This window comes from Streptomyces adelaidensis (assembly GCF_016598475.1).
In the GTDB taxonomy this organism is placed as follows: domain Bacteria; phylum Actinomycetota; class Actinomycetes; order Streptomycetales; family Streptomycetaceae; genus Streptomyces; species Streptomyces adelaidensis.
The window spans coordinates 89723-101687 of sequence record NZ_JAEMUX010000009.1 but is presented as its reverse complement, the minus strand read 5'-3'; the positions used below and the strand labels follow the sequence as shown (position 1 = coordinate 101687).

Below are 11965 nucleotides of genomic sequence, written 5' to 3'. Positions count from 1 at the left end.
TGCGATCTATCCGAACAGCTTCTTGAGCTCGCGGTTGACGGCCGCGTCGGCCTTGTCGAGGGCGGCCTCGGGGTCCATGTCCTTGCGGACGGAGTTGGCGAAGACGTCCTCGAGGGAGGTGATCATGGCCTGGGTCCAGCCGATGTTGTCGAAGTGCCCGAACTCGTTGAAGAGCCTGACGCCCTCAGCGGCGTTGCCCGACTTGAGCTTGGTCGCGGACTCGGCGAGCGAGGTGCGCGGCGGGATGTGGAAGCCGTAGGAGGTGGCCCAGTCCTCCTGGTACTCCTTCTGGTCGATCCACAGCCACTTCACGTACTCCTTGGCCGCCTCGACGTTCTCGCTCTTGGCGTTGACGAACATCGACCAGCCGCCGTTGTAGACCGACTGCTTGCCGGAGTCGATGGTCTTCGGGAAGGGGAAGACCCCCCAGTCGTCGCCGAGCGCGTCCTGGATCCCCGGCATCGCCCACATTCCGCAGAACTGGATGGCACACAGGCCCTGGTTGAGCGAGGAGGGGTCCCAGGATTCGGTCGGGGCGCCGAGGAGAAGGTCGCCGCTGGTGAACAGCTTGCGCATCTTCTTGATGCCCTCGATGACGCCGTCCGTGTGGTAGGCGATCTCGTTCTTCTCGTTCAGGGTGTCGGCGCCCGCCGACCAGATCATCGGGTGGATGACGTTGTGCAGGTCGTTGCCCAGGTACAGGCCCTTGACCTTGCTGGTGGTGAGCTTGGCGGCGGCCTCCATCAGCTCGTCCAGCGTGGTCGGGACCTCGACGCCCGCCTTCTCGAACATCGACTTGCGGTAGAAGAAGAACTGCGGGTCGTCGATCATCCGGACGCCGTATATCTTCCCGTCCACCGTGTGCGACTGGATGTCCGCCGGGTTGAAGTCGTCCTTGACCGGCTCGACGATGTCGGTCAGGTCCGCCACCTGGCCGCTCCTGATCATCTGGATCTGCGGGTGGAACTCGAAGAGGTCGGGCGCGTTGTCGGTGAGCAGCGTCGCGAAGAGCTTGCTCTCGAAGTCGGCGCTGGTGATCCACTGTGTGGTCACGTTGGCCTTGTCGTAGGCCTTCGCGTACTTCTTGATGGCCTGCTCGGTCCCGGCCTCGCCGTACGCGTGGAAGTACTGGGTGAGGTTCACGCCCGAACCGGACGCGTTGCTTCTTCCGGTGTTGCCGCCGCACGCGGCGAGTCCGCCGGCGGCGGCCAGGCCCATGGCGGCGCGCATGACGGAGCGGCGGTCCCAGTTGCTGTTGCTCAATGCCGACATAGTGACGTCCTTGTCTTGTAGTACGGCTGCGGCTCTGCGCCTCTTGATGGCTCTGCGGCTCAGTGCCAGTTGGCTCAAAGGGGCTTGCGGTGCGGGACGTTAACCTTCGGCTAAGGCTTCGGCAAGGGGTTGGACGAAGTCTGTTCGAAGCGTTGTATTCGGTTCGGCTTCCCGAACGTCCAAGCGGTGCAACGGGTTTGGAGCAGGCCGGAGAGGGCCGCCGGGTCAGGGTCCGGCGGCCCTCGGATCATGGGGTACTACTGCGGTGACCAGGCCTGTCCGGCCAGGTCCGGGAAGGTGCCGGACGCCTCGCCGATCCGGCCGCTGGACTTCCGGCTCCTTGAGGCGCTCCCGGCGCCGTACGACCGGCGCAGCGCGGCACCGGGCGCGCGGGCGTCGGTCGGGGCGCCCGATCTCCTGCGGCGGGGGTGGGTCACCCGCATCCCTTGCGTCGTCATGAGGTCGGTGCCATGCGGTTCTTGACGGTGGTGGTCCGTTTCTTCCCCGACTTCTGACCGACGGACTGCAGCGCCCCTTCGAGCGCGAAGGTCGCCGCGCCCAGACACGCCGGGTCGGTGGGAATCGTGGAGAGGACGATCTCGGTGGCGGCCATCGGCCGGGGCAGCGCGTGCCGGGCGACGGCCTCGCGCACCTCGGCGAGCAGCGGTTCGCCGAGGGCCGCCGCGACCCAGCTGCTCAGCACGACCACTTCGGGGTTGAACAGATTGACCAGGTCGGCGATGCCGGCGCCGAGATAGCGGGCGGTGTCACGGACCACCTTGATCGCCACCGGGTCCTGCCTGAGCATCCCCTGGGCCAGCGCGGCGATGGTCGCCGTCTGGTCCTCCGGATGCAGCAGCGTGCTGCCGGGGCTCGACTCCCGCAGGTTCAGCATGATCCCGGGCGCGCCGACGTACGTCTCCACACAGCCGTGGTTGCCGCAGCGGCACAGCCGCCCGTCCAGCACGATCGTGTTGTGGCCCCACTCGCCGGCGCTGTTGCTGACGCCCCGGTGCAGTCCGCCGCCCAGGATGAGCCCGGCGCCCACGCCGGTCCCGAGGTTGACCACCACGGCGTCCCCGCGCCCGCGCGCGGCCCCGAACCACAGCTCGGCCACCGCGCCGGCGCGCAAGGGGTTGTCCAGGTAGAGGGGGTAGGCGATGTGTTCGGTGAGCAGGTCGAGGAGCGGCACGTCGTGCCAGTCCCAGTTGGGCGCGTACTCCGAGATGCCGGTGGCGCGGTCCACCTGTCCCGGCACGCTCACTCCGACGCCGAGCACCCGCGCGCCCTCGATCCCGGCCTGCGTGACCACCGAGCCGACGGTGGCGGCGACATGGCTGACCATCTGCCCGGGCAGGCTCTCGCCGGGGCGTACGTCCTCCTCGGCGCGGGCCAGGACGTTCAGCGCGAGATCGAACAGCTCGACATGGACGTACGTCTCCGCGATGTCGACGCCGATCAGCGCGCCCCCCGACGCGTTGACCGCGACGAGCCCCCGGGGGCGCCCGCCCGCCGAGTCCTCGAACCCGACCTCCGTGATCATGCGCAGTTCGAGCAGCTCGCCGACCAGCGTGGCGACCGTGGCCAGACTGAGGCCCGTGGCCGCCGCCAGCTCCTGCCGGGAGGTGGGAGACTCGGCGATGATCTGGCGCAGCACCTCGTAGCGGTTCGCGGTGCGAATGTCGCGTGATGTGCGCTTCACCGACATGGGTCTTCCTCGATCCCTCCAGGCCGTGACGAGGCCTGTTGCCCCGGCGCGGCGCAAGGCTATGGCGCGCGGGGACTTTCGACAAGGGGTTAGGAAAGGGGGTTTACGAAGTCCCCCCGACGGGTGACGCTCCGTGGCCGGAGACCGGCGGCGGACCGGGTTCCCAGGTGAGAGCCCCGGCCGCCCGCCGGCGGTCAGTCTCCCAGCACATCCCGTACGAACGCGTTGCGGAACTTCCCCGCCGGATCCAGCTCCTTCGCCAGCGCCCGGAAATCAGCCAGTCGGGGGTACAGCTCGCGCAGCACGGTCGCCGAGGCCGTGAAGACCTTGCCCCAGTGCGGCCGGGCCGCGAAGGGAGCCAGCGCCTCCTCGACCCGCCGCACCACGGGCAGTACGGCCGCCGTGTCCGCGAGCCAGGTGAAGTGCAGCGCGACCGTGTCCCGCCCGTAGGAGGGGCTGAGCCACTGCTCGTCGGCGGCCACCGTGCGTACCTCGCAGACCTGGAGCACCGGCGCCACCGCGTCCCGGATCGCGTCCAGCTCGCGCAGCGCCGCCCCGGCGTGCTCGCGCGGCAGCAGATACTCCGACTGCAGCTCCTCTCCGCTGCTCGGCGTGAACTCCGCCCGGAAGTGCGGCAGCCGCTCGTGCCACGGACCGGGCACCCCGAACTGCTCGGTGCAGTTCTCCGCCGGCATCCCCGGCACCGGATGCATCGCCTCGGCCGCCGGGACGGCCCACGGGAAGTCCGGCACCGGCCGGTCGGCGCGCCCCTTGACCCAGGCCTGGTCGAACCCGGAGTGGCGCCAGCGGGTGAAGAGGCTCACGCTGTACGCCGCCGCCGACACGGCGGCGAAGTCCAGCCCGGCCAGGGGGAGTTGGCCGTAGACCCGCTGGCGCACCTCGAAGGCCGGCTCCAGGTCGAGGATGAGCGCGGTGACCACGCCGAGGGCACCGAGCGAGGTGACCGCCCCGCCGAAGCGGTCGTCGCCGCGCCCGAGGGCCAGGGTCGTGCCGTCGGCCGTGACCAGCTCGACCTCGCGCACGGCCGCCGCGAGCGGCCCGTTGGCGTCGCCCGAGCCGTGCGTACCGGTGGCCACCGAGCCCGCCACGGAGATGTGCGGGAGCGAGGCCATGTTGTGCAGGGCCAGGCCGTGGGCGTGCACCGCGCGGGCGAGTTCCGCGTACCGGACACCGCCCCCGACCCGTACCGTACGGGCCGCGGTGTCCACCTCCATCACCGGCGGCAACCCCGCCAGGGAGAGGAGTGTGCCCTCGGGGCCGGGCTCGGCGATCTCGTTGAAGGAGTGCCCGCTGCCGAGCACCCGCACCTTCTCGCCGCCCGCGACCAGCGCACGCAGCGCGTCGACGGAGTGCGGCCGCTGCAGCTCCTTGGCGGTGTAGGTGATGTTCCGGGCCCAGTTGGTCAGGGTCTCGGCCGTCATGCCTGATGTCCTCCACGATCCGCGAGCCGTAGCTGTGTGCTGTGTGCCGTGTGCTGTGTGGGGCCATCCTCCACGTCCCACCCGTTCCATTGACCCCCGGGCGAGGCGCTGCCTACCGTGGAGAGCGGTTACTGTCGGCCGGCTCGCGCCCGACCGCCCCGACCGCCCCGTCCAGCCGGAAGGCCCTTCCTTGCCCGAGCGTCCCCGCGCACTGTTCGCCATGACTGCCGAGAACGTTCCCCAGATCTTCCCGCCGGACGTGCTGTCCCGCCTGCGAGAGACCGTGGAGATCGATCCCGGCCTGATCGCCGAGGACTTCACCGATCCCCGGGTCCGGGAGGCGCTGGCCGAGGTCGAGGTGCTGGTCACCGGGTGGGGCTGCCCCCGCATCGACGAGAGTGTCCTGGACGCGGCGCCGAAGCTGCGCGCGGTCCTGCACGCGGCGGGCTCGGTGAAGGGGTTCGTCGCCCCCGCCGTCTGGGAGCGCGGCATCGCCGTCTCCACGGCGGCCGCCGCGAACGCCCTGCCCGTCGCCGAGTACACGCTCGCCATGATCCTGCTCGCCGGCAAGGACATCCTCGGCCGCCGTGACCGCCTGCGGGCCGAGCGGGTGTCGTCCGGCTGGGAGGTCGTCCCCGGCATCGGCAACCACGGCCGCCGCGTCGGAGTCATCGGCGCCTCCCGCATCGGCCGCCGGGTCATCGAGCTGCTGCACCCCTTCGACCTGCGGGTGAGCCTCACCGACCCCTACGTCGACGAGGCCGGTGCCGCCGCCCTCGGCGTCTCCCTGCTGCCGCTCGACGACCTCCTGCGCACCTCCGACATCGTCACCGTCCACGCCCCGGACACCCCTGAGACCCACCGGCTGATCGACCGCCGCGCCCTCGCCCTCATGCCCGACGGGGCGGTCCTCATCAACACCGCGCGCGGCGCGCTCGTCGACCACGACGCCCTGACCGACGAACTGCGCGCCGGCCGCCTCTCCGCGATCCTCGACGTCACCGACCCCGAGCCGCTCCCGGCCGACTCCCCACTCCTCGACCTCCCGAACGCCTTCGTCACCCCCCACCTGGCCGGCTCCCAGGGCAACGAGGTGGCCCGCCTGGGCCTGGCCGTGACCGAGGAAGCCGAGCGCCTGGCCACCGGCCGCCCACTGGCCCACATCCTCGACCACGCCACACTGCGACACACGGCATGACCGCGCCCCTCAAGGGGCGCGGGGAACGGCGCGATCAACCACGAAGCACCCGCACCCGCCATAAAACAGAACCCCCCGAGCTATAAGGCGCTAGAGGGGGTCCGAAGGGGCTCAGCCCCTGGGGGATGGGACCCGCTCCCACCCCCCAGCCGCCGGAGGCATACCGTGAGGAGCTGAACACGACCCCCGCACGACGGACGACATGACGTCGGGAGCAAGGAGAACGGGATGGGCAGCCGCACCGCACTGGTGGAGGACCTGATGGAGAGGTTCCCCCATGTGCCCCGGGAAGCCGTCTTCAAGGAGGACCTGCTCAGGGGCGGCATGGCCTTCGACGCCTCCGCCCTCAGCGACAACGAGAAGGGCGAGGTCAAGCCGAAGTCGTACTTCATCTTCTCCTTCGACCACGGCACCCTCCCGGAACTCGGCGAAGCCGCCCTGCGCCGCCCGCCGGAGGAGATCATCCTCACCGGCGGCCCCTACGACCTGCGGCGCACAGTCGTCTCCGTACGGGTCAACCCGTCCTCGCCCTACCGCGTGGCCGCCGGCGAGGACGGCCTCCTCGGCCTCTATCTCGACGGCGCGCGCATCGCGGACGTCGGCGCCCCGCCCATGCCCGAGTACTACCGGCACACCCTCTCCAACGGGAAGTCCGTGATGGAGGTGGCCCCGACCATCCAGTGGGGCTACCTGATCTACCTCACCGTCTTCCGCGTCTGCCAGTACTTCGGGGCGAAGGAGGAGTGCCAGTACTGCGACATCAACCACAACTGGCGCCAGCACAAGGCGGCGGGGCGGCCGTACACGGGTGTGAAGGACGTCGACGAGGTCCTGGAGGCGCTGGAGATCATCGACCGGTACGACACGGCGAAGACCTCCACCGCGTACACGCTCACCGGCGGCGCGATCACCAAGACGGTGGCCGGCCGGGACGAGGCCGACTTCTACGGCCACTACGCCAAGGCCATCGAGGAGCGCTTCCCGGACCGCTGGATCGGCAAGGTCGTCGCCCAGGCGCTGCCCCTGGACGACGTCAAGCGCTTCCACGACCACGGCGTGAAGATCTACCACCCCAACTACGAGGTGTGGGACGAGTACCTCTTCAAGATGTACTGCCCCGGCAAGGAGCGCTACGTCGGCCGCGACGAGTGGCACAAGCGCATCCTCGACTCGGCGGGAGTCTTCGGCGCGCGCAACGTGATCCCCAATTTCGTGGCGGGCGTGGAGATGGCCGAGCCGTTCGGGTTCACCACGGTCGACGAGGCCATCGCGTCCACCACCGAGGGCCTGCGCTTCTTCATGTCGCAGGGCATCACGCCCCGCTTCACGACCTGGTGCCCGGAGCCGACGACCCCGCTCGGCAAGGCCAACCCGCAGGGCGCGCCGCTGGAGTACCACATCCGCCTTCTTGAGGCGTACCGGGCCACGATGGACGAGTTCGGGCTGTCGTCCCCGCCCGGATACGGCCCGCCCGGACCCGGCCGCGCCGTCTTCTCCGTCAGCTCGTTCATGGACAGCCTTCCGGCCGTCGAGGAGAGCGCCGGGGAGGTCGGCGCGGAGGCTGCCGCCGAGTAACCGTTGAATAACTCCTGTGGCGGTTGAGGCAATTGGGGTCGGCGTACGTACAACTTCACAGTGTGACCAGTGGTAACGGCATTTGAAGACGCAGCTTGTCAGTTGTGCGGGAACCGTGAAAAGCTCGGGGCCGCCGCAAGGTGGTCCCCCCCCCAACTCCCTTGAGCCAGAGGGTAGTTGACCACTTTCGTGGCCTTCCCCCCTCGCTCCGTGGATGCAGGAGACCCATGCCTGACCTGCCGAAGCCCCAGGACGCCACCGAGGCCGCGATGTTCTCGGAATGCTGGGACGCGGTTTTGTCGTACGCCGATCTGTGCACGTCCGGCTCGACCGCGGCGACCCAACTGGCCACCGAGGCCTTCACCGGTGGCATTCACGAATCCCGCGCCCTGGAGATCGACGCGGGAGCAGCCGGCCGCGGCGCCGGACGGCGTGCCTTACGGCTGCCCCGAATACCCTTCCTGCTGACCTGGGTCAGGACCACCGCCGCGGCCTGGGAGGCAAACGGGCAGGGCCACCGGCTCGACCCCGAACTGCGCCTCTGGCTCAACTCGGAGAGGGCCGCGCGCTACACCGGGCCGCCGCTGCACCGCCCCCTCGCCATGCGGGCCCTGCGGGACATGCTGGAACCCGACGCGGACCTGCTCTGGCTGGCCGAGGTCGAGTCACTGCCGCTGGGCTCGGTGGCCCGCCGCCTCGGCCACGACCCCTCGGTCGCCAAGGCCGAACTCGACCAGGTCCGGGGCCTGTTCAGGGACCGCTGCCACCGCACCCAGCTCGACGCGCCGATGCACCCCGACTGCCGCGGCTACGCCCGGCTGCTCGACGCGGTCACCCGCTCGCCCGGCACCGACACCCCCGAGGACCTGTCGCGGCACCTCGCCACCTGCGTCGGGTGTGCCGAGGCCGCCGCCTGCCTCGGCCTGCACGGCGGTGGCCTGCCCTCCGCGCTCGCCGGCGGCGTGATCGGCTGGGGCGGACTCGCCTATCTGGAGCGCCGCCGCCGCGCGGCCGAGGCGGGACTGCTTCCCGGGCGCGCGGACTCCACCGGCACCGACCGGGGATTCTCCCCGGGCAGGGAGCCGAGGCCCCGGCTCGGCCGCAACGCAGTGCTCGCCGGCGCCGGCCTCGTCTCCGTGCTGGCGCTCGCCGTCACCCTCATGCCCGCCGGCGACGACGAGACCACGGCCGAGGGCGCGTCCGCGGGTGAGTCGTCGGTCGTGCAGCAGGACTCCCGGTTCCCGGTACCCCAGTCCCCGTCCGGTGAGTCGTCCGAGCTGCAGAGCACGTCGCGGCCCGAGGCGACCGGCCCCGACGGCAGCGGCAACAGCAACAGCAACAGCAACAGCAACAGCAACAGCAACAGCAACGAGGAGCCGCAGGGCGACTCCTCGACGCCCGCCCGCGTCTCCCACGAGCCGGTCGACCCCGGCAAGTCCTCCGGAACCACCTGCCGCATCCGCTACCAGGTCGTCAACGAATGGCCCGGCGGCTTCCAGGCAGCCGTCACCGTCACCTCCACCAAGGCCCTGAACGGCTGGAGCATCGGCTGGTCCTACGAGGACGACCAGCGCGTCACCCAGATGTGGGACGGAGCCTTCGACCAGGAGGGCTCCCAGGTCACCGCCACCGCCGCCGACTACAACAAGACCGTCACCGCCGGCGGCACCTTCGGCGTCGGCTTCCTCGGCACCTGGCAGGGCGACGACAACCCGGCCCCCGACGACTTCACCCTCAACGGGAAGACCTGCGAGCAGGCGGACTGAGGACGGACCGGAGGACTACTCCTTCCGCAGGACGATGTCGAAGGCCGCCGACGTCCACGGGCCGTCGAGTTGTCGGCCGTCCGGCGCCGGGGTTCCGGCCGTATGGCGGTCGAAGGGGCGGATCAGTGACTCCTTCACGCCGAACACCGAGTCACGGTCCAGCCAGGGATCGCCCGCGACGAAGATGTGGGTGATGAGCGGGTGGAAGCCGGGGGCCGTCACCTTGAAGTGCAGGTGGGGTGCCCGCATCGGGGAGCGGCCGGCGTGCTGGAGGAGCCGGCCGACGGGACCGTCGTCCGGGATCGGGTACGGCGTCGGGGTGAGCCCCCAGAAGCGGTAGCCGCCCTCCGCGTCGGTGAACAGGTGCGCGCGTCCGGCGGGCGCGCCTGCGCCGGCACCGTTGTCGTACTGGACGTCGTACATCCCGTCGTCGTCGGCCTCCCACACCTCCACACGCGCCCCGGCGACCGGGGTGCCGTCGGTGTCCGTGCGGCGCGCGCGGGAGCGTACCTGCGGGGCGACGAACGTCGTGCGTGACCGGCTTCCCGTATCCGTCGCTGAGCGCGGGGCACCGTGTGTGATCTCCGGAGGCATCGCGTTTCCAGGTTCCTCCGGCTTCTTCGGTGAGCCGGGTGGTGTGGTCGCCGTTGTAGCCGAGCATCCGAACGATCACTGGGGCTGGGTCTTGGAGGACGAGTTGGCGTTCTTGGTGTCCGGTCGCTGCCCCAGGTAGTGGAGCAGCAGCGCGTCGAACTGGGCGGGAACGGGCGACGGTGGATCGCCGAGCCGGACGAGGACTTCGCCGTCCTCGTGCTGGATCAGGCCACCGGCGCAGTCGGTGCGGAGCTTGCCGCCGTCCGGCGCGAGGCCCGGGGTGAGCCGTTCGACGCCGCAGCCTGTGCAGGTTCCGTAGGGCTCCAGGGCCTGGGCGTAGCAGCCCGCGCAGAACAGGACTTCGGCGCGGACGCGGGTGCGACTCATGCGTGCGGTCGAAGATGTCGCAGAGCGCGGCCGGCACCGGCAGGGACAGCCGCTCGCAAGTGCCGGTGACCAGGCGGTGGACCTGCGAGAGGGAGAGGTTGATGCCGCGTTCGGCGAGTGGCGGGGCAAGCTCGCTGGTGGTGGACATCCCGGCGGTGGCTCGCCGGACCTGGCATCAGCCGTCGTGCGTCGACGTGCGAGGGCACTGGTCAGACCTGTTCGAAGTGGAACGCTTTGATGAAGCAGTCGCGAGGCTGGGCGACGGCGAAGAGGACGCACTCCACGAGCGAGTGCGCGGTGAGGGCGTCCTTGGCTTCGCGCGAGGTGGTCTCCCACTGCTCGGAGAGCGGGTCGGCGTTGTCGAAGTCGGGCGGGTAGAGGGAGATCACCCGGACCCCTTGAGGACGCAGGCGCTTGGAGAGGATCTCGGTGAATCCTGCCTGGGCGCTCTTGGCTGCGTAGAAAGCGTCGTGCGCGCCCGACCGGTGGTGGCCCGGTGTTCCGCAGGCGGAGACCATCGTCACGACATCTGGCATCTCCGAGTTGAGCAGGAGGGGGAGGAAGCTTTTCGTGGTCAGGACGGTGCCGGTGGCGCCGGAGGCGATGGTGTCGACAACGTCGGTGTCGGGTGCGGACAGCAGGTCCGGCCCCGCGAGGTAGCGAGAGCCGTTGTTGATGAGTACGTCGACGCGGTCCGTGTGTTCCGCGACGCTGGAAGCGAAGTCGCGGATCGAGGCGGGGTCCGTCAGATCGCATGCGAAGGCGTGCACCCGTTGGTGGCCGCGGTCGCGAATCTCGTCGCGGACTCGTTGAGCGGCGGCGAGTTCGCGTGCAGAGAGGAAGACCTCGGCGCCGAGGTCCGCGAGGCGGATGGCCAGGGTTCGCCCGAAGTCACGGCCGGCGGCCGTGATGACGACGCGGTGGTTGTCCCAACTCATGGTGTCGCTCCTGGATCGTGGATCGGTTGGTGCGGTGCTCGCGGCGGCTGACATCGGCGGCGTAGGCGGCCCAGTCTCCGGCGGCTCGATGCCATTCGACGGCGACGGCGACGGTGACGGTGATGTCGATGTAGATGCCGAGGGTGCGAGCGAGGACCGCGGCGGGCAGCTCGGTGGCGAGCTACCCGCAATGCCTTCTGGCCCGGGCATGCCGCAGCTTGTGGGTGAAGCGGTGCATGTGGGGGTCGAGCAGCTTGTCCGACTCCTCGAGCACCTGCTCATCGGTCAGCCACCGGATCGCTTCGAACTCGCCTTGGTCGTAGGAGGTGATGGTGTCAGCGTCGGCGTTGAGGAGGTACCAGAGCGAGACGTCGGTGTGTGCGCCCTGCCCCCGAGTTCGGGTGACGGTGAGGAAGAGGGGGAGCTCGCCGGTGATCGACGATGCCATGGCCTCGATCCCCAGTTCCTCGCGGCATTCGCGGATCACTGCGGCCCACGGGTCCTCACCTGGCTCGACGTGTCCGCCGGCCGGCAGCCACAGGCCCGCCTTGCGGTGTGCGACGAGCAGCTGCTGCCCGCGCGTGTCGTCGAGGACGGCGAAGTAGCTCACCAGGTGCATTGCGGGAACATCCGGCTTGCGCACCCGGTAGAGCGGGGCTCCGCCGGCGATCCACTGCGTGGCGGTCTTCAGGTGGATGCGCTCCAGGTCGTCGCAGGGTTCGATGGCACCGACCAACTCAAGAAGGTGGGCACGCGGCTGATCGTCATGGTAGGTGAGCGGGCGGTCAGTTGAGGTCATCCGCGCATCCTGGCAGGAGGCGCTGACAGGCGATGCCGGCCCCGGATGGGAGCGTTTCCCGGATGGCCGACGCAGAAGAGAAACCGACGCCGAACATGCCGTCGTCGCCCACTACCGGCTGGCCGATGACGGCCTCGGCGAGCAAAGCCAGCGGAAGGTCCGTGCGCTGGGGTCGCCCAGCAGCGCTGAAAAATCGCTGGTGCATCGTCGGGGAGGGTGGCTAGGGTCGTGTTCGTTCCTGCGGCTGCTCCGTGCCGCCGCTGTTCGCCGCGTCCGACCTGGGAGG

At 70.1% G+C, this 11965-nt stretch carries 11 protein-coding genes and 2 pseudogenes; 3 read left to right on the top strand and 10 right to left on the bottom strand.

What is annotated here, in order from left to right; all coding sequences use genetic code 11:
• Positions 1-6: 6 nt before the first annotated feature.
• The 4 genes from I8N67_RS07460 to I8N67_RS07445 form a co-directional block, all read right to left on the bottom strand.
• Positions 7-1272 carry an ABC transporter substrate-binding protein gene (locus I8N67_RS07460; RefSeq protein WP_200301790.1) on the bottom strand — a complete coding sequence of 422 codons (1266 nt, stop codon included), beginning with the start codon at positions 1270-1272 and terminating at the stop codon, positions 7-9.
• Between the two features lie 257 nt (positions 1273-1529).
• On the bottom strand, positions 1530-1730 hold the full coding sequence (locus tag I8N67_RS07455; protein ID WP_200301789.1) for a hypothetical protein: 201 nt from the start codon (positions 1728-1730) through the stop codon (positions 1530-1532).
• The gene (locus tag I8N67_RS07450; protein ID WP_234045259.1) at positions 1727-2980 is read right to left on the bottom strand and encodes an ROK family transcriptional regulator; all 1254 of its coding nucleotides are present in this window, start codon (positions 2978-2980) and stop codon (positions 1727-1729) included. The genes I8N67_RS07455 and I8N67_RS07450 overlap by 4 nt, the downstream gene beginning before the upstream one ends.
• A gap of 194 nt (positions 2981-3174) precedes the next feature.
• Positions 3175-4422 (bottom strand): D-arabinono-1,4-lactone oxidase, encoded by a 1248-nt coding sequence (locus I8N67_RS07445; protein WP_200301787.1) that lies wholly within the window; start codon positions 4420-4422, stop codon positions 3175-3177.
• Between the two features lie 190 nt (positions 4423-4612).
• Between I8N67_RS07445 and I8N67_RS07440 the strand changes: the two genes are divergently transcribed.
• The 3 genes from I8N67_RS07440 (at position 4613) to I8N67_RS07430 (ending at position 8961) form a co-directional block, all read left to right on the top strand.
• Entirely contained in the window at positions 4613-5620 is a 1008-nt protein-coding gene (locus I8N67_RS07440) for a hydroxyacid dehydrogenase (protein ID WP_200301786.1), read from the top strand.
• 228 nt (positions 5621-5848) lie between these two features.
• Positions 5849-7195 carry a radical SAM protein gene (locus I8N67_RS07435; RefSeq protein ID WP_200301785.1) on the top strand — a complete coding sequence of 449 codons (1347 nt, stop codon included), beginning with the start codon at positions 5849-5851 and terminating at the stop codon, positions 7193-7195.
• 227 nt (positions 7196-7422) lie between these two features.
• On the top strand, positions 7423-8961 hold the full coding sequence (locus I8N67_RS07430) for a cellulose-binding domain-containing protein (RefSeq protein WP_200301784.1): 1539 nt from the start codon (positions 7423-7425) through the stop codon (positions 8959-8961).
• A 15-nt stretch (positions 8962-8976) separates the two neighbouring features.
• On the opposite strand, the pseudogene I8N67_RS07425 reads toward I8N67_RS07430, so the two are convergent.
• From I8N67_RS07425 to I8N67_RS07400, 6 genes and pseudogenes are all read right to left on the bottom strand, one after another.
• Positions 8977-9450, bottom strand: a pseudogene (locus I8N67_RS07425) (dioxygenase family protein); the annotation flags it as partial.
• Positions 9451-9630: 180 nt separating this feature from the next.
• Positions 9631-9942, bottom strand: coding sequence for a hypothetical protein (locus I8N67_RS07420; RefSeq protein ID WP_200301783.1), 312 nt, complete (start codon positions 9940-9942; stop codon positions 9631-9633).
• A gap of 19 nt (positions 9943-9961) precedes the next feature.
• A pseudogene (locus I8N67_RS43775) lies at positions 9962-10093 on the bottom strand (helix-turn-helix domain-containing protein); the annotation flags it as partial.
• Between the two features lie 58 nt (positions 10094-10151).
• Positions 10152-10880 carry an SDR family oxidoreductase gene (locus I8N67_RS07410; RefSeq protein ID WP_200301782.1) on the bottom strand — a complete coding sequence of 243 codons (729 nt, stop codon included), beginning with the start codon at positions 10878-10880 and terminating at the stop codon, positions 10152-10154.
• Between the two features lie 181 nt (positions 10881-11061).
• The gene (locus tag I8N67_RS07405) at positions 11062-11679 is read right to left on the bottom strand and encodes an NUDIX domain-containing protein (protein WP_200301781.1); all 618 of its coding nucleotides are present in this window, start codon (positions 11677-11679) and stop codon (positions 11062-11064) included.
• Positions 11666-11884 (bottom strand): hypothetical protein, encoded by a 219-nt coding sequence (locus I8N67_RS07400; RefSeq protein ID WP_200301780.1) that lies wholly within the window; start codon positions 11882-11884, stop codon positions 11666-11668. The genes I8N67_RS07405 and I8N67_RS07400 overlap by 14 nt, the downstream gene beginning before the upstream one ends.
• Positions 11885-11965: the final 81 nt, after the last annotated feature.

Excerpts from the sequence above, each read along its gene's own strand:
- I8N67_RS07460 (WP_200301790.1), bottom strand. The coding sequence starts at position 1,272 with ATGTCGGCATTGAGCAACAGCAACTGGGACCGCCGCTCCGTCATGCGC.
- I8N67_RS07455 (WP_200301789.1), bottom strand. The coding sequence starts at position 1,730 with ATGACGACGCAAGGGATGCGGGTGACCCACCCCCGCCGCAGGAGATCG.
- I8N67_RS07450 (WP_234045259.1), bottom strand. The coding sequence starts at position 2,980 with ATGTCGGTGAAGCGCACATCACGCGACATTCGCACCGCGAACCGCTAC.
- I8N67_RS07445 (WP_200301787.1), bottom strand. The coding sequence starts at position 4,422 with ATGACGGCCGAGACCCTGACCAACTGGGCCCGGAACATCACCTACACC.
- I8N67_RS07435 (WP_200301785.1), top strand. The coding sequence starts at position 5,849 with ATGGGCAGCCGCACCGCACTGGTGGAGGACCTGATGGAGAGGTTCCCC.
- I8N67_RS07430 (WP_200301784.1), top strand. The coding sequence starts at position 7,423 with ATGCCTGACCTGCCGAAGCCCCAGGACGCCACCGAGGCCGCGATGTTC.
- I8N67_RS07420 (WP_200301783.1), bottom strand. The coding sequence starts at position 9,942 with ATGAGTCGCACCCGCGTCCGCGCCGAAGTCCTGTTCTGCGCGGGCTGC.
- I8N67_RS07410 (WP_200301782.1), bottom strand. The coding sequence starts at position 10,880 with ATGAGTTGGGACAACCACCGCGTCGTCATCACGGCCGCCGGCCGTGAC.
- I8N67_RS07405 (WP_200301781.1), bottom strand. The coding sequence starts at position 11,679 with ATGACCTCAACTGACCGCCCGCTCACCTACCATGACGATCAGCCGCGT.
- I8N67_RS07400 (WP_200301780.1), bottom strand. The coding sequence starts at position 11,884 with ATGCACCAGCGATTTTTCAGCGCTGCTGGGCGACCCCAGCGCACGGAC.